The organism is Microbacterium jepli (genome assembly GCF_047237905.1).
In the GTDB taxonomy this organism is placed as follows: domain Bacteria; phylum Actinomycetota; class Actinomycetes; order Actinomycetales; family Microbacteriaceae; genus Microbacterium.
Genome location: NZ_JBDFLW010000005.1, coordinates 2476997 through 2492858, shown reverse-complemented (window position 1 = coordinate 2492858; position 15862 = coordinate 2476997). Strand labels below are relative to the sequence as shown.

At 70.0% G+C, this 15862-nt stretch carries 16 protein-coding genes; 14 read left to right on the top strand and 2 right to left on the bottom strand.

What is annotated here, in order from left to right; all coding sequences use genetic code 11:
- Positions 1-20 precede the first annotated feature (20 nt).
- Positions 21-170, bottom strand: coding sequence for a hypothetical protein (locus tag ABC304_RS16055; protein WP_241240281.1), 150 nt, complete (start codon positions 168-170; stop codon positions 21-23).
- On the opposite strand from ABC304_RS16055, the gene atpB reads away from it, so the two are divergent.
- The 9 genes from atpB to ABC304_RS16010 all read left to right on the top strand — a co-directional run bounded on the left by atpB (position 109) and on the right by ABC304_RS16010 (position 7714).
- A complete protein-coding gene (atpB, locus tag ABC304_RS16050; protein WP_487247425.1) occupies positions 109-828 on the top strand; it encodes a F0F1 ATP synthase subunit A in 720 nt (239 codons plus the stop codon). The two genes, ABC304_RS16055 and atpB, sit on opposite strands and share 62 nt — an antisense overlap.
- 41 nt (positions 829-869) lie before the next feature.
- Positions 870-1106 carry a F0F1 ATP synthase subunit C gene (gene atpE / locus ABC304_RS16045; protein ID WP_127095047.1) on the top strand — a complete coding sequence of 79 codons (237 nt, stop codon included), beginning with the start codon at positions 870-872 and terminating at the stop codon, positions 1104-1106.
- Between the two features lie 29 nt (positions 1107-1135).
- Positions 1136-1711: a F0F1 ATP synthase subunit B gene (locus tag ABC304_RS16040; protein WP_412932242.1), complete on the top strand. Its 576-nt coding sequence runs from the start codon at positions 1136-1138 to the stop codon at positions 1709-1711.
- Entirely contained in the window at positions 1711-2502 is a 792-nt protein-coding gene (locus ABC304_RS16035; RefSeq protein ID WP_412932239.1) for a F0F1 ATP synthase subunit delta, read from the top strand. Before ABC304_RS16040 ends, ABC304_RS16035 begins: the two co-directional genes overlap by 1 nt.
- A 71-nt stretch (positions 2503-2573) precedes the next feature.
- The gene (gene atpA, locus ABC304_RS16030; protein WP_412932236.1) at positions 2574-4211 is read left to right on the top strand and encodes a F0F1 ATP synthase subunit alpha; all 1638 of its coding nucleotides are present in this window, start codon (positions 2574-2576) and stop codon (positions 4209-4211) included.
- A gap of 23 nt (positions 4212-4234) precedes the next feature.
- The gene (locus ABC304_RS16025) at positions 4235-5131 is read left to right on the top strand and encodes a F0F1 ATP synthase subunit gamma (protein WP_412932234.1); all 897 of its coding nucleotides are present in this window, start codon (positions 4235-4237) and stop codon (positions 5129-5131) included.
- A 25-nt stretch (positions 5132-5156) separates the two neighbouring features.
- The gene (atpD, locus tag ABC304_RS16020) at positions 5157-6605 is read left to right on the top strand and encodes a F0F1 ATP synthase subunit beta (RefSeq protein ID WP_412932231.1); all 1449 of its coding nucleotides are present in this window, start codon (positions 5157-5159) and stop codon (positions 6603-6605) included.
- Position 6606: 1 nt separating this feature from the next.
- A complete protein-coding gene (locus ABC304_RS16015) occupies positions 6607-6867 on the top strand; it encodes a F0F1 ATP synthase subunit epsilon (RefSeq protein WP_412932228.1) in 261 nt (86 codons plus the stop codon).
- 97 nt (positions 6868-6964) lie between these two features.
- On the top strand, positions 6965-7714 hold the full coding sequence (locus ABC304_RS16010; protein ID WP_412932226.1) for a YaaA family protein: 750 nt from the start codon (positions 6965-6967) through the stop codon (positions 7712-7714).
- A 1-nt stretch (position 7715) separates the two neighbouring features.
- Here ABC304_RS16010 and ABC304_RS16005 read toward each other — a convergent pair whose 3' ends face one another.
- Positions 7716-8198, bottom strand: coding sequence for a DUF4282 domain-containing protein (locus ABC304_RS16005; protein ID WP_412932223.1), 483 nt, complete (start codon positions 8196-8198; stop codon positions 7716-7718).
- 158 nt (positions 8199-8356) lie between these two features.
- Here ABC304_RS16005 and ABC304_RS16000 point away from each other — a divergent pair, with 158 nt between their 5' ends.
- The 5 genes from ABC304_RS16000 to ABC304_RS15980 all read left to right on the top strand — a co-directional run bounded on the left by ABC304_RS16000 (position 8357) and on the right by ABC304_RS15980 (position 15802).
- A complete protein-coding gene (locus ABC304_RS16000; protein WP_412932221.1) occupies positions 8357-9097 on the top strand; it encodes a large exoprotein in 741 nt (246 codons plus the stop codon).
- A gap of 105 nt (positions 9098-9202) precedes the next feature.
- A complete protein-coding gene (locus ABC304_RS15995) occupies positions 9203-10180 on the top strand; it encodes an aldo/keto reductase (protein WP_412932219.1) in 978 nt (325 codons plus the stop codon).
- A 91-nt stretch (positions 10181-10271) separates the two neighbouring features.
- A complete protein-coding gene (locus ABC304_RS15990; RefSeq protein ID WP_412932217.1) occupies positions 10272-11084 on the top strand; it encodes a PP2C family protein-serine/threonine phosphatase in 813 nt (270 codons plus the stop codon).
- Between the two features lie 89 nt (positions 11085-11173).
- Positions 11174-14206 (top strand): FtsK/SpoIIIE domain-containing protein, encoded by a 3033-nt coding sequence (locus tag ABC304_RS15985; RefSeq protein ID WP_412932215.1) that lies wholly within the window; start codon positions 11174-11176, stop codon positions 14204-14206.
- A 33-nt stretch (positions 14207-14239) separates the two neighbouring features.
- Complete coding sequence (locus ABC304_RS15980; protein WP_412932212.1) at positions 14240-15802, top strand: APC family permease; 1563 nt, start codon at positions 14240-14242, stop codon at positions 15800-15802.
- Positions 15803-15862: the final 60 nt, after the last annotated feature.

Sequence of the window (15862 nt, the reverse complement as noted above, 5' to 3'; positions counted from 1 at the left end):
CTGGAGCCAGCGCTGTTTACTCACGTCGCGAGCCTGATCGCCATTGCCGCCGAATCGGACGATAGCGGCTTCCACCCGCCCTCGATCGAGGAATTCTTCCCCGATGCCATCTTCTTCGATGGCACCATCTTCGCGATCACGCGCATCAACCTGATCCAGATGCTGGCCACGGCCGTTCTGATCCTGGTGTTCATCCTCGGCACGCGTCGTATGAAGCTCGTCCCGGGCCGGTTCCAGAGCATCGTCGAGATGGGCCTCGACTTCGTCCGCGTCAACATCGCGCACGACCTCCTCGGGCGCAAGGACGGCAACCGCTTCCTGCCGATCCTGACGACGTTCTTCTTCATGATCCTGTTCATGAACCTGACGGGCATCATCCCGTTCCTGAACATCGCCGGCACCAGCGTGATCGCCGTGCCGCTCCTGCTGGCGATCGTCGCCTACGTGACCTTCATCTACGCCGGCGTGCGCAAGAGCCCGGGCAACTTCTTCAAGAACTCGCTCATGCCCCCCGGGCTGCCGTGGTTCCTCTACATCCTGATCATCCCGCTCGAGTTCCTCTCGACCTTCATCATCCGGCCCGTCACGCTGACGCTCCGACTGCTGATGAACATGATCGTCGGGCACCTCATGCTGGTGCTCTTCTTCGCGGCCACCCAGTTCTTCATCGTCACCCTGAGCGGCTTCTGGTCGCTTCTCGGCGTCGGGACGCTGGCATTCGGTCTCGCCTTCACCCTCTTCGAAATCCTCGTGGCCTTCCTCCAGGCCTACGTCTTCGCCATCCTCACCGCGGTCTACATCCAGCTCGCGGTCGCGGACGAGCACTGATCGGGTCGGCAACCGCCGCCCCCTACGAAAGGAAAACCCCCGTGGACGCAACTACGGTTCTCGCTGAAGTGACCGGCTCGGTCGCGACGATCGGCTACGGCCTCGCCGCCATCGGCCCCGCCATCGGTGTGGGCATCGTCGTCGGCAAGACGATCGAGGGCGTCGCCCGTCAGCCCGAGCTGGCCGGCCGCCTGCAGGTGCTGATGTTCATCGGTATCGCCTTCACCGAGGCGCTGGCGTTCATCGGCATCGCCACCGGCTTCATCTTCGGCTTCTAAGCCATCCGCACTCGACTTAAGGAGACAGGATGCTGAGCGCTCTTGTCACGGTCGCCGCAGAAGAGGGCGGCACGCCGACGAACCCGCTGATCCCGGCGTGGTACGACATCATCTGGTCGGGCGTCTGCTTCATCGTCATCCTGTACGTGTTCTGGCGCGTGGTCCTTCCTCGCATGCAGAAGCTGCTCGACGAGCGCTCCGCGGCGATCGAGGGCAACATCGCCAAGGCCGACGAGGCGCAGCGCAAGGCCGAGGCGGCACTCGAGGAGTACACCGCCCAGCTCGCCGCGGCGCGCAAGGAGGCGGGCGAGATCCGCGAGGCCGCCCGCGACGACGGCCGGAAGATCGTCGCCGAGGCGAAGGACACCGCATCCGCGGAGGCCGCTCGCCTGACCGCGACCGCGCACACGCAGATCGATGCGGAGCGCCAGACGGCGCTCGTGTCGCTGCGCAGCGAGGTGGGCACACTCGCCCTCGACCTCGCCGGCAACGTCATCGGCGAGACGCTCGCCGACGACCAGAAGGCGCAGGCCGTCGTGGACCGCTTCCTGGCTGAGCTCGAAGCATCCGAGTCTGCTACGCAGGCTCAGGGTCCGAGGGCGTAATGGGCAGCGCGACCACACAGGCCCGCACGGCGACGACGGCGGCGCTCGATGCCTCGTCGGCCGTCGACCTCGGCGTCGCGCGCGATCTGTTCGCGGCGGCACGCGCGCTCGACGACTCCACCCAGCTGGGCGGAGCGCTGTCGGACTCGTCCGCCTCGCCCGCGTCGCGGGAGGCACTCGTGCGTGCCGTCTTCGGAGCGGTCTCCTCGCCGGCGTCCCTCGACCTGCTGACGACCATCGTCCAGCAGCGCTGGTCGTCGGCGTCCGACCTCATCGACGGCATCGACGACCTCGCCGTCCGGGCAGCCTCCCTGGCCGCCGGTGACGCTGACGTCGAGGGCGAGCTGTTCGGATTCTCCCGCACGGTCGCCGAGAATCCGGAGCTCGAGCTCGCGCTCGGCAGCCGGGTCGGGGATGCCGCGGCGAAGTCCGCGCTCGTCGAGAAGCTCCTGGGCGGGCGCGTCAGCGAGGCGACCGCACTCATCGTCACCTCGCTCGTGCGTCAGCCCCGCGACCGGCGGGTGCGCTCGCTGCTGAGCGCGGCGATGAAGACCGTCGCCGATCAGCGGGGCCGCACCGTCGCGACGGTCGTGACGGCTGTCCCGCTGAACGAGGCGCAGTCGTCCCGACTGGCTGCCGCCCTCTCGGCGAAATACGGCACGCGCGTGTCGATCAACACGGTCATCGACGCCTCGGTGGTCGGAGGCCTGCGCGTGCAGATCGCGGACGATGTCATCGACGCGAGCGTCTCGTCGCGGCTCGCCGACCTCCGTCAGCGTCTCGCAAGCTGACACACGCCGCCGCGAGGCGGAGATTTCGGGGCACGGAGCCCCACACCGAAGCATTGAGTAAAGGGAAGACAATGGCAGAACTATCGATCAGCCCCGACGTCATCCGTGACGCGCTGAAGGATTTCGTCGCCGCCTACGAGCCCTCGGGCGCCGCGGCGACCGAGGTCGGCTACGTCATCGACGCCGCCGACGGCATCGCCCACGTCGAGGGTCTTCCCGGCGTCATGGCCAACGAGCTGGTGAACTTCGCCGACGGCACCCAGGGCCTGGCCCTGAACCTCGACGAGCACGAGATCGGTGTCGTGGTGCTCGGTGAGTTCTCCGGCATCGAGGCCGGTCAGGAAGTCACCCGCTCCGGCGAGGTCCTGTCGGTCGCCGTGGGTGACGGCTACCTCGGCCGCGTGGTCGACCCGCTCGGCAACCCGATCGACGGACTCGGCACGGTCGCCACGACCGGCCGCCGCGCCCTCGAGCTGCAGGCGCCGGGCGTCATGCAGCGCAAGTCGGTGCACGAGCCCCTCCAGACCGGAATCAAGGCCATCGACGCCATGATCCCCGTCGGCCGCGGCCAGCGTCAGCTCATCATCGGCGACCGCCAGACCGGCAAGACGGCGATCGCGATCGACACGATCATCAACCAGAAGGCGAACTGGGACTCCGGCGACGTCAACAAGCAGGTCCGCTGCATCTACGTCGCCATCGGCCAGAAGGGCTCCACGATCGCCTCCGTCAAGGGCGCGCTCGAGGACGCCGGAGCCATGGAGTACACGACGATCGTCGCGGCTCCCGCCTCCGACCCGGCCGGGTTCAAGTACCTCGCTCCGTACACCGGCTCGGCCATCGGCCAGCACTGGATGTACGAGGGCAAGCACGTCCTGATCATCTTCGACGACCTCACCAAGCAGGCCGAGGCGTACCGCGCCGTGTCGCTCCTCCTGCGCCGCCCGCCGGGCCGCGAGGCGTACCCCGGCGACGTGTTCTACCTGCACTCCCGTCTGCTGGAGCGCTGCGCGAAGCTGTCCGACGAGCTCGGTGCCGGCTCGATGACCGGCCTGCCGATCATCGAGACGAAGGCCAACGACGTGTCGGCCTACATCCCGACCAACGTGATCTCGATCACCGACGGCCAGATCTTCCTGCAGTCCGACCTCTTCAACGCCAACCAGCGTCCCGCGGTCGACGTGGGCATCTCGGTGTCCCGCGTCGGCGGCGACGCGCAGGTGAAGTCGATCAAGAAGGTCTCCGGCACCCTGAAGCTCGAGCTCGCGCAGTACCGCTCGCTCGAGGCGTTCGCGATGTTCGCGAGCGACCTGGATGCGGCATCCCGTCGTCAGCTCTCCCGCGGCGCGCGCCTGACCGAGCTGCTCAAGCAGCCGCAGTACTCGCCGTACCCCGTCGAGGAGCAGGTCGTCTCGATCTGGGCCGGCACCAACGGCAAGCTCGACACCATCGAGGTCGAGGACGTGCTGCGCTTCGAGCGCGAGCTGCTGGACTACCTCCGTCGCAACTCCTCGATCCTCGAGACGCTGCGCGACACCAACGTGCTGAGCGACGACCTGGTCGCCGAGCTCACCTCGAAGGTGGACGAGTTCATCCCGCAGTTCCAGGCCGGCGACGGCCAGTCGCTGACCCAGCCGGGCAGCGATGACATCGCGGCCGCGGACGCGGGCGACGTCAACCAGGAGAAGATCGTCAAGGGCCGCCGCTAAGGCGGCGCCGCGAGACAGGAACCATGGGCGCACAACTCCGGGTCTACAAGCAGAAGATCAGCTCTGCCCAGACGACCAAGAAGATCACGAAGGCGATGGAGCTCATCGCCGCCTCGCGCATCCAGAAGGCCATGGCGCGCGTTCGGGCATCCTCGCCCTTCGCGCGCGCCGTGACCCGTGCGGTGTCCGCGGTGGCGACGCACTCCAACGTCGAGCACCCGCTCACGCGGGAGCGGCCGGTGATCCGCCGGTCGGCGGTGGTCATCTTCGCCTCCGACCGCGGCCTCGCCGGCGCCTTCAACTCCCAGATCCTCCGCGAGGGTCTGGAGCTGTCGGAGCTCCTGCGCTCCCAGGGCAAGGAGGTCGCGTACTACGTCGTCGGCCGCCGGGCGGTGGGATACTTCCAGTTCCGTCGCATGCAGACGGAGGCGGAGTGGACGGGTGACACCGACACGCCGCACTTCCGCACAGCGGAGGAGATCGCCGACGTGCTGCTCACGGCCTACAACCGCGGCGGCGACAACGGCGGCGTCGACGAGATCCACCTCGTGTACAACCGCTTCGTCAGCATGATGACCCAGTCGCCGGAGCAGGTCCGCCTGCTCCCGCTGGAGGTCGTCGATGCGGAGGAGGCCTCGTCCGCGCAGGTGTACCCCCTGTACGAGTTCGAGCCCGACGCCGAGACGGTGCTCGACGCCGTCCTGCCCGTCTACATCCAGAGCCGCGTCTTCAACGCCCTCCTGCAGTCCTCGGCGGCGAAGCACGCGGCCACGCAGAAGGCGATGAAGTCCGCCAGCGACAACGCCGACAAGCTCATCACCGACTACACGCGGCTGCGCAACAACGCCCGTCAGGCCGAGATCACGCAGCAGATCGCCGAGATCGTCGGCGGCGCCGACGCGCTCTCGTCGGGCAAATAGACCTCACACGAAAGAGAATGAAGCCATGAGCCTCACCGCTGAGAAGACGCAAGCCCCGGTCGTCGGGCGTGTCGCCCGCGTCACGGGCCCCGTCGTGGACATCGAGTTCCCGCACGACTCGATCCCCGACATCTACAACGCGCTGAAGACCACCATCGTGATCGACGGCGCGTCCACCGAGATCACGCTCGAGGTCGCCCAGCACCTCGGCGACGACCTCGTCCGCGCCATCTCGCTGAAGCCGACCGACGGCATGGTCCGCGGCCAGGACGTCCGCGACACCGGCGGCCCCATCACCGTGCCCGTGGGCGACGTGACCAAGGGCAAGGTCTTCAACGTGACCGGCGACGTGCTGAACGGCGAGCCCGGCGAGACCGTCGAGGTCACCGAGCGCTGGGGCATCCACCGCAAGGCGCCGAGCTTCGACCAGCTCGAGTCCAAGACGACCATGTTCGAGACCGGCATCAAGGTCATCGACCTCCTCACGCCGTACGTGCAGGGTGGGAAGATCGGCCTCTTCGGCGGCGCCGGCGTGGGCAAGACCGTCCTCATCCAGGAGATGATCCAGCGCGTCGCGCAGGACCACGGTGGTGTGTCGGTGTTCGCCGGGGTGGGCGAGCGCACGCGTGAGGGCAACGACCTCATCGCCGAGATGGAGGAGGCGGGCGTCTTCGACAAGACCGCCCTCGTCTTCGGCCAGATGGACGAGCCGCCGGGAACGCGTCTGCGCGTCGCCCTGTCGGCCCTGACCATGGCGGAGTACTTCCGCGATGTGCAGAAGCAGGACGTGCTGCTCTTCATCGACAACATCTTCCGCTTCACGCAGGCGGGCTCCGAGGTGTCCACGCTCCTCGGCCGCATGCCGTCCGCGGTGGGCTACCAGCCCAACCTCGCCGACGAGATGGGTGTGCTCCAGGAGCGCATCACCTCCACGCGCGGTCACTCGATCACGTCGCTGCAGGCCATCTACGTCCCCGCCGACGACTACACCGACCCGGCGCCGGCGACCACGTTCGCCCACCTGGACGCGACCACCGAGCTGTCGCGCGAGATCGCGTCGAAGGGCCTGTACCCGGCCGTCGACCCGCTCACCTCCACCAGCCGCATCCTCGACCCGCGCTACATCGGCGCCGACCACTACCGTGTGGCCACGTCGGTCAAGCAGATCCTCCAGAAGAACAAGGAGCTGCAGGAGATCATCGCCATCCTCGGTGTCGACGAGCTCTCCGAAGAGGACAAGGTCGTCGTGTCGCGTGCGCGTCGCATCCAGCAGTTCCTGTCGCAGAACACCTACATGGCCAAGAAGTTCACCGGCGTCGAGGGCTCCACGGTCCCGATCAAGGAGACGATCGAGTCGTTCGACGCGATCGTCAAGGGCGACTTCGACCACGTGGCCGAGCAGGCCTTCTTCAACGTCGGCGGCATCGGCGACGTCGAGGAGAAGTGGGCGCAGATCCAGAAGGAGAACGGCTGACATGCCGCTCAAGGTGAGCCTCGTCTCCGCTGACGCGGAGGTCTGGACGGGGGAGGCGACGCTCGTCGTCGCCAAGACCGTCGAGGGAGAGATCGGCTTCATGGCCGGGCACGAGCCCGTGCTGGCCATCCTGGCCGAGGGTCAGGTTCGCATCACGCAGGCCGACGGCTCGAAGATCCTCGCGAACGCGCAGGACGGCTTCCTCTCCATGGAGGGCGACGACCTCACGATCGTCGCCGGAAACGCCGCGCTCATCGCCTGACACCTCAGATCGGCCGGGAAACCACATCCGCGCCGGGACCGCACGCACCGCGTCGCGTCCCGTCGGGGGTGTGGTTTCTCGTATGAAGGGATGACGGATGCTGGTGCTCCTGCCCCCGTCGGAGACCAAGCGCCCCGGCGGCTCGGGTGGCGCCTGGCGCCCCGACGCCCTGTCGTTCCCGTCGCTCGAGCCTCATCGGCGAGAGGTGACGGCGGCCCTGGTCGCGCTGTCCGCCTACCCGGATGAGGCAGCACGGCTGCTGAAGCTGGGCGCCACGCAGCGGACCGAGGTCGCCGTGAACGCGGCCCTCGCCGACGCGCCGGGTCTGCCGGCGGTGGATCGCTACACGGGCGTGCTCTACGACGCGCTGGACGCGGCATCCCTCGACCCCGCCGCCCGACGCTGGCTCGGGCGCAGCGTCGCGATCCACTCGGCTCCGTTCGGACCGGTCCGCGCGCTCGAGCGCATCCCGGCCTACCGGCTCGGTGCCGGCGTCTCCCTGCCCGGGCTTCGTGCGCTCCCGCGCCTGTGGGGCGCCGCCGTGACCGCAGCGATCGCCGACGCGCAGCCGGGCTTCGTGCTCGACCTGCGCTCGGAGGCGTACGTCGCGCTCGGGCCGGTTCCGGCATCCGTCCCGTCTGTGTATCTCCGCGTCGTCACCGAGACCGAGGCGGGCACCACCCGGGCGCTCAACCACTTCAACAAGCATGCCAAGGGCGCACTCGTGCGCGCCCTGGCCGAGCAGCGCCCGCGGGTGCCGTCGGTCGCCGGACTGCGACGATGGGCGGATGCTGCGGGCTGGCGCCTGCGCGACGGCCGCACCGGCGAACTCGACCTCGTCGTCTGAGTCAGCCGCGCGTGTTCTCGGCCGTGCGCTCGGTGTTCTCGGCGATGGCGATGAGTGCGACGACCGCCTCGATGATGAAGCGGAGCACGATCACGGCGAGGAACGAGAACAGCGGCACGAGCACGAGCGTCGCGACGATGAGGGAGATGCCGGCGCCCGGGTTGTACCCCAGTGCTGAGGCTCCCCGCACTATGCCGCCGATGAAGTAGACCAGGAAGCCGATCGCGATGACGATCAGTCCGACGACGTAGAACACGCTCGCCAGCCGACGCGTGATGAACGTGCGGAACGAGACGTCGAAGAGGGCGCGGAGGAATCCGCGGCCGATCTCGGCCGCGTCAGAGCCGGCCGTGGTGGGCACGCCCGTGTCGTCGGGATCGGTCGCCGGGTCGTAGCCGTCGCCCTCGACGCGCGCGGACTCGCGCGCGGCCTGCGCGGCGGGCCGGGCCGGAAGAGGGGGGACAGGGGGGATCGCGCTGCTCATGGCTTCCTTTCGGCGGAACGCTCCGCGTCGTGTTCAGCGTAACGACCGCCGACATACCTGGGAATCGACTGACAGTCGGCCGGTGTCGTCGCTAGCATGTGATCGCAGTGGGGGGCAGTCCTCGCCGACATCCGATCCGTTCCATGAAAGGGACGCGCATGTATTCCGATCCGAATGACGCCGCCGCCTTCGCGGTCCTGGCCGTCTTCTACGTCTTCCTGTTCATCTTCGCCATCGCCGGCTACATCATCTCGTCGTTCTTCTTCATGAAGATCTTCGAGAAGGCCGGTGTGCAGGGCAAATGGCGCGCCTGGGTGCCGATCTACAACACCCTGATCTTCGTCAAGCTCGGCGACCTGAACCCCTGGTGGCTGCTGGTGCTGTGGGGCGGCACGATCGTCCTCGGCTGGGTGCCGGTGCTCGGCACGCTCATCGGCCTGGCCGCCTTCGTCTACACGATGCTCGCAGCCTGGCGCGTGGGACTGAAGCTCCAGAAGGAAGCCGTCTGGCTCATCCTCTACTTCTTCCTGTCGATCGTGTGGCTCGGCATCAACGCCTTCGACAAGTCCCGCTGGAACACGGCGATCCCGGCCGCGCCGTGGGCCGGCAACTTCCTCGCCGACAAGACGGTGTGGGACGGCGTCCCCGTGCAGAGCAGCGCGCTGGGTTCGGCCGCGGCGTCTGCCGGCTATCAGCCCCCCGCGGGCTACGAGCCCCCGGCCGGCTACCAGCCGCCCGCACCGCCCGCAGAGTCGGTCCCGCCCGCGCCGCCGGCCGGCTACACGCCGCCCGCACCCCCGGCATCCTCGAACCCGGAACCGCCCACGGTGCCGCCGACCACGCCTCCGCCGCCGGCTTCGCCCGAGCCGCCCGCGGGTCCGGACCAGCCCCGGATCTGACGACAGCGAAGCGCCTCTCGCCCTGCGAGGGGCGCTTCGTCGTTCCCGCTGCGTCGGTGTGCCGGCGAGCCCGGTCCGGGCGCCGGGGGGAGGTAGCGTGGCGGCATGAGCACTCCCGCATCACGCCACGTCGGAGCATCCGGTCTCGTCGTCTCGGCCGTCGGACTCGGCTGCAACAACTTCGGCCGGCCGGGCACCCGCAGCGAGACGCTCGACGGCACGCGGGATGTGGTGTCCGCCGCCATCGCGGCCGGCGTGACGTTCCTCGACACGGCCGACATGTACGGCGGCGAGCCCGGCCAGAGCGAGACGCTCATGGGCGAGGCGCTGCGCGGACGCCGCGACGAGGTCGTGCTCGCCACGAAGTTCGGCCACCCCGGACGCGACATGGGCTACACGGTGCGCGGATCGAAGGCATCGCGCTCGTACATCCGCACGGCCGTCGAGGCCTCGCTGAGGCGACTGCAGACGGACTGGATCGACCTGTACCAGCTGCACGTGCCCGACACCGAGACGCCGATCGAGGAGACGACCTCGGCCCTGGAGGATCTCGTCCGCGAGGGCAAGATCCGGTACTTCGGCCATTCGAACCTGGCCGGGTGGCAGATCGCGGAGGCTGAGCTGACGGCGCCGGGTCGCGGCATCCGCTTCATCTCCGCTCAGAACCACTACTCGCTGCTCTCGCGCGGCGCCGAGCGCGAGGTGCTGCCGGCCGCGCGCCGATTCGGGCTCGGGTTCTTCCCGTTCTTCCCGCTCGCGAACGGTCTGCTGACGGGCAAGTTCACGCGCGAAGGCGGCCCGCAGGACAGCCGCATCATGCGTCAGCGTCCCCACGTCTGGAGCGAGGCGCCCTGGGATGCGCTGGAGGCCTACCGCGACTTCTGCGACGAGCGGGGTATCTCGATGCTGCAGGCGACGTTCGGGTGGCTGCTCGCTCAGGATCCGGTGTCCAGCGTCATCGCCGGCGCGACGAGCCCGGAGCAGATCGAGGCGAACGCGGCGGCGGCGGCATGGACGCCGGATGCCGCCGACCTCGCCGCGATCGACGCACTGTTCCCGCTTCCGGCCGACCCCGCAGAATAGCGGATGCCGGAGCCTGCTGAGACGGTCCACTAGGCTGGGAGACCCCGGCGCCCTGTCGCGCCGCAACGCCGCACGACAGGAAGAGGTGAAGATGTCCGACGTGGTCACCCGCTCCCGAACGCTCCCGCTTCCCGGCGGCGAGATCGAGGTGTCCTGGGCCGCCGTGACGCATACGGGCCGGCGCCGCGACAACAACCAGGACGCCGTGCTCGCGGACTTCCCCCTGTTCGTCGTCGCCGACGGCATGGGCGGGCACATCGGCGGCGAGATCGCCAGCACGAGCACCGTCGACCGTCTCCGGCCGATCGCCGAGTCCGGCGACGTGTCGACCAAGGCGATCGAGAAGGCGCTGTCGAAGGCGGTCAAGGACATCGCGTCGCACGTCGACACCACCGACGACGGCACGGGCACGACGGTCACCGGGGTGTTCCTGGATGCTGCGGGCGGGTCGGTCCACTGGGTCACGCTGAACATCGGCGACTCCCGCGTCTACCTCCTGCGCGACGAGACGATCGTGCAGATCACCACCGACCACTCCGTGGTGCAGGAGCTCATGGCCGCCGGCCGGCTGAGTCCTGAAGAGGCGGAGAACCACCCGTACGGCAACGTCATCACCCGGGCCGTGGGTCCGAGCGAGAGCGTCACCCCCGATTACGTGCGCCTCGACGTCGTCGACGGCGACCGCTTCGTCGTGTGCTCCGACGGACTCACCAAGGAGCTGACCGACTACGGCATCCAGCACTTCCTGGCCGAGCACGAGGATCCCGCGGCAGCCGTCGACGCGATGCTGGAGGCGGCGCTCGAGAACGGCGGCCGCGACAACATCTCGATCGTGGTGCTGAACGCCGTCCGGCGCTCCAGCGACTCGGCGGACGCCGACACCGCCACCCACGCCACGCGCTGATTCCTCCCCACCGGGCGCCCTGACGCCGGTGCACGCGGGCGGTCGCCCGTCGGCCGGGTCCGGTCCTTCGCCGGCGACAGACTGACGCGATGTCTCGATCCTCGCGTGGACCGTCCGAGCGCACGCCCGTCCCTCGCGGTGCCGACCCGGCCCTCGCCGCCGTCGACGAGCCGATCGTGCTGCCGCCGTCGTGGACTCCGTCGCCCCGCGCGGGCCTTCCGCTCCTCGCGTCGATCGTGCCGGTCGTCGGCTCCGTCGCGCTGTTCCTCGTCACCGGATCGGTGCTGGCGCTGTGGCTGGCGCTGCTCGGACCGCTGATCGCAGGTGCCACCATGGCCGACGGCGCCCGCTCCGCCCGTCGGGCACGCCGCACCGCGGACCGCGACGCGCGCTCCGCATGCCGGCGCGCCGCGGTCGAGGTCGAGCGCCGGCACGCGGCCGAGCGGGATCACCTGCGCCGGCGCCATCCCGACGCGGCGAGCTTCCTGGCCGCCGATGCGGAGGTGTGGCGGCCGGTCCCCGGGCGCGGCGACGTGTTCGCCATCGGGGCGGGCGAGGCACCGAGCGCGGTGCGGATCTCCGGGGGCGGTGAGGCGGCCCGCACCCTGAAGGCGGACGCAGCCGTGGTCCCCGACGCGCCCGTCCTCCTGCCGGCCGACACCGCCCTCGCCGTCGTCGGTCCGCGGATGCTCGCCGACGCCGTGGTGCGCGCGCTCGTCGTGCAGGCGTGCAGCGTCGCCGCGCCGGGGGAGCTGGAGCTGATCGCCGTCTCGTCGCGCGACGCCTGGGCCGAGCGGATGCCGCACCGGCATGTGCCGGCGTCGCGTGCCCTCGCCGTGCTCAACGCCGACGACCCGCGTCCGCGGCGCGCGGACCGGATCATCGTCCGCGTGCCCGCAGACGCGCCCCCGCCCTCCTGGTGCGCGGCGGTGCTGACGGTCTCCTCTCCGCAGCGGGCGCGCCTCGACCACGGCGGACGCACGAGCGAGCTGCGTGTCGAGTGCCTGTCCGCGGTGCAGGCTGCCGACATCGCCGCCGATCTCGCCCAGCGCGCGGTCGCACTGGGAATGCCGACGGACACCGCCGAGGACGTCGTGCGCCTGGCCGATCTGCTGCCCGACGCGCCGGCGCCCGCCGCCGGTGGTCTCCGGGCCGCGCTGGGCCGGAGCGACGGGTCGCCCTTCCCCGTGGACCTCGTGTCGGACGGCCCGCACGCCGTCGTCGCCGGGGTCACGGGCTCGGGGAAGAGCGAGCTGCTCATCTCGTGGATCGTCTCGCTGTGCGCGCAGGCGTCCACCGCCGAGGCCAGCTTCCTCCTCGCCGACTTCAAGGGCGGGACCGCGTTCGACGGGCTCGCCGGCCTGCCGCACGTCACGGGGGTCATCACCGACCTCGACGGCGGGGGAGCACGTCGAGCCATCGACAGCCTGCGTGCCGAGGTGCGGTGGCGCGAGCGATCGCTCGCCGACGCGGGAGCCCGCGACATCCGCGACCCTCGGGTGCAGATGCCGCGGCTCGTGATCGTGGTCGACGAGTTCGCCGCGCTGCTGGGGGCGCACCCCGAGCTGCACGCCGTCTTCATCGACGTCGCGGCGCGGGGGAGGGCGCTCGGCATGCACCTGATCCTCGGCACGCAGAGGGTGGCGGGAGTGGTGCGCGAGTCGCTGTTGGCGAACTGTCCGCTGCGGGTCAGCCTGCGCGTCACCGACGCCGCCGACAGCAGAGCCGTCATCGGCACCGATGAGGCCGCGCTCCTTCCCGGGGGACGAGCCGGTGCGGGACGCGCCCTGGTGCGTCGCGCCGGCGACGACGCTCCCGTCGCGGTGCGGATCGCCCTCGCCGAGCCTGCCGACGTCGAGCGCGTCGCGCATGCGTCCCGCGGGCCGGCGCCGCGGCGCTCGTGGCTGCCCGACCTGCCGGCCATCGTGCCGCTGGCCGGACTTCTCGGGCAGGGCGGCGCGGGCGACATCGTGCTGGGGATCGTCGACGAGCCGGAGCGGCAGCGGCAGTCACCTGCCCTGCTCTCGATCGCGGACCGCGGGATGCTGGTGGTCGGCGCGGCCGGCAGCGGCAAGTCGACCGTCCTGGACGTCGTCGCCGCCCAGGCGCGCGGATCAGCCGTGCGGGTGCCCGCGGACGCGGAGGCGGCGTGGGACACCGTGTCGGGTCTGACCGAACATCCGCCGGACCGCGGCGATGTGCTGGTGCTCGACGACCTCGACGCCCTCGCCGGAGCGTTCCCTGCCGAGTACGCCGCCGCCGTCTTCGAGGCACTCGAGCGTCTCATCCGGCAGGCGGGCGCCGGGGGCTATCTCGTGGTGGCCGGCGTCCGGCGGCTCGCCGGTCCCGTCGTCCGGCTGGCGGAGCTGCTGCCGCGCAGGGCGCTGCTGGCGATGCCGTCGCGGGCGGACTACCTCGCCGCGGGAGGCGACGGGTCCCATCATGCGATCGATGCCGCGCCCGGTCGGGGGCGGCTCGACGGGCTCGACGTGCAGTTCGCCTTCCCCGAGTCGGAGAGCGACACCGCGACGGCCGATGCGCTTCTGGCGCTCGAGTACCCGGAGTCGGACTGGATGAACGTGCCCGGATGGCTCTCGGGAGAGAAGGTGACGGACGCCCCGTTCGTGCCGGAGAGGACCACCGCCTTCGTGGCCCGTCGGTGGGGTGTCACACGGGGGGCGCTGGAGAGCTGGCGAGCGGCCGGTATCGCCGTCATGTCCGTGGAGGACGTCGCCTCCTCCTGCGCCGAGGACATGGCGCGGCTGACGGTGCCGCGCGTCGTCCATGGCGAACCGGAGGAGTGGCAGCGCCAGTGGGCGATGCTCACGCGCATCCGCGGCGACGGCGACCTGCTCGTCGACTCCGCGTGCGCGGGCGAGTATCGGCTCGTGACCGGCGATCGAGCCCTCCCGCCCTACTGCGCGACGGGTCGGGGGCGCGCCTGGCTGCGACGCGGCGGCGGTGCGGCCGAGCGCGTCACCCTGCCGCCCGCGCCCGAGCCGCCCGCGCCGGAGCCGCCCGCGCCCGAGCCGCCCCCGCCCGCGCCCGTACCCGCCACCCGCCGCAGCCGGCGCTCGTACCCGCCACCCGCCGCAGCCGGCGCCCGTGAGCGCGCCTCTTGACCGTTCGTCGCGCGCCGCCCTAGTTTCAGGGCTGTGACTACCACTCCGATCGACCTCACCCGACCCGACGGGAAAGGCCTCGCCGCGGGCACACTCGGCCTCTGGGGCTCCACCGTCATCGGGCTCGCCTCCACAGCCCCCGCCTATTCGCTCGTCGCGACCCTCGGCTTCGTCGTCCTCGCCGTCGGCGCCCAGGCGCCCATCGTGTTCGTGGTCGCCTTCATCCCGATGCTGTTCATCGCCTTCGCCTATCGCGAGCTGAACAACGCCGTCCCCGACTGCGGAACGACGTTCACGTGGGGCACGAAGGCGTTCGGTCCCTGGATCGGATGGATGGGCGGCTGGGGCGTCGCCGCAGCCGGCATGATCGTGCTGGCCAACCTGGCGCAGATCGCCGGAATCTACTTCTGGGCGCTCATCGACGGCATCGTGGGCAGCGGCGAGGACGCCCTCCTCTCCGACAATGTGCCGCTCGTGACCGCCACCGGCGTGGTCTTCATCGCGGCGATGACCTGGGTCAGCTGGCGCGGGGTGGAGATCGGCGAGCGCATCCAGAACATCCTGCTCGCGCTCCAGTACGCCGCCCTCGGCCTCTTCGTCGTCGCGGCGCTCGTCCAGTTCTTCACCGGTTCCGCGCCGGATGCGACCCCGTTCGACTGGGCGTGGTTCAACCCGTTCGCCGGCAGCGACTGGGGCAGCTTCATCGAGGCGATCCTCCTCGCGATCTTCATCTACTGGGGCTGGGACACCTGCCTCGCCCTCAACGAGGAGACGCGCGACCCCAAGCGCATCCCGGGACGTGCCGCTCTGCTGACGACCGTCATCCTCCTCGTGACCTATGTCGGCGTGACGATCGCGGCGATGATGTACGCGGGGCTCGGCGAAGAGGGCACCGGACTCGGCAACGAGGCGAACGCCGACGACTTCTTCCTCGGGATCAAGGACGGCCTCCTCGGCCCCTTCGGCTGGATCCTCGTGCTCGCCGTCATGATCTCGGCGATATCCTCGACCCAGACGACGATCCTCCCCACCGCGCGAGGCACGCTCGCCATGGCGGCGTACAAGGCCCTCCCGCGGAGGTTCTACCGGGTGCACCCGGTCTACAAGACCCCGTCGTTCTCGACGCTCGTCATGGGGGTGGTCGCGATCGTCTACTACGTGGGCATGACGCTCATCAGCGACAACATCCTGCAGGACTCCATCCTGTCGCTCGGACTCGCCATCGCGTTCTACTACGCGATCACCGGCTACGCCTGCGTGTGGTACTTCCGCAGGCAGCTGTTCGACTCGGTGCGCAACTTCTTCTACCGGTTCCTGTTCCCGCTGCTCGGCGCGCTCATGCTCACCTACGCCTTCATCCAGTCGGCGATCGACATGTACGACGTCGACTACGGCTACACGGTGCTGTTCGGCATCGGCGGCACGTTCGTGCTCGGCATCGGCTCGCTGGCGATCGGCGTGGTCCTCATGCTGATCTGGTTCCAGTTCCCGCGGGCGAAGGCGTTCTTCCGGGGTGAGAGTCTCAACCGCGACACCGAGGTGCTCGTGCCGGAGGACGGCAAGGACTTCGTCCGCTCGGTCGACGGCGGGATCTGACGAAGACGACGCCGACGGAACGGGGCTGAGCGCGCATCGGCGGGCTCAGCCCCGTTCCCG

Coding starts and splice junctions, on each gene's coding strand:
- ABC304_RS16040 (WP_412932242.1), top strand. CDS start 1,136: ATGCTGAGCGCTCTTGTCACGGTCGCCGCAGAAGAGGGCGGCACGCCG.
- ABC304_RS15990 (WP_412932217.1), top strand. CDS start 10,272: ATGTCCGACGTGGTCACCCGCTCCCGAACGCTCCCGCTTCCCGGCGGC.
- ABC304_RS15995 (WP_412932219.1), top strand. CDS start 9,203: ATGAGCACTCCCGCATCACGCCACGTCGGAGCATCCGGTCTCGTCGTC.
- ABC304_RS16005 (WP_412932223.1), bottom strand. CDS start 8,198: ATGAGCAGCGCGATCCCCCCTGTCCCCCCTCTTCCGGCCCGGCCCGCC.
- ABC304_RS16000 (WP_412932221.1), top strand. CDS start 8,357: ATGTATTCCGATCCGAATGACGCCGCCGCCTTCGCGGTCCTGGCCGTC.
- ABC304_RS16025 (WP_412932234.1), top strand. CDS start 4,235: ATGGGCGCACAACTCCGGGTCTACAAGCAGAAGATCAGCTCTGCCCAG.
- atpA (WP_412932236.1), top strand. CDS start 2,574: ATGGCAGAACTATCGATCAGCCCCGACGTCATCCGTGACGCGCTGAAG.
- atpD (WP_412932231.1), top strand. CDS start 5,157: ATGAGCCTCACCGCTGAGAAGACGCAAGCCCCGGTCGTCGGGCGTGTC.
- ABC304_RS16010 (WP_412932226.1), top strand. CDS start 6,965: ATGCTGGTGCTCCTGCCCCCGTCGGAGACCAAGCGCCCCGGCGGCTCG.
- ABC304_RS16015 (WP_412932228.1), top strand. CDS start 6,607: ATGCCGCTCAAGGTGAGCCTCGTCTCCGCTGACGCGGAGGTCTGGACG.
- ABC304_RS15985 (WP_412932215.1), top strand. CDS start 11,174: ATGTCTCGATCCTCGCGTGGACCGTCCGAGCGCACGCCCGTCCCTCGC.
- ABC304_RS16035 (WP_412932239.1), top strand. CDS start 1,711: ATGGGCAGCGCGACCACACAGGCCCGCACGGCGACGACGGCGGCGCTC.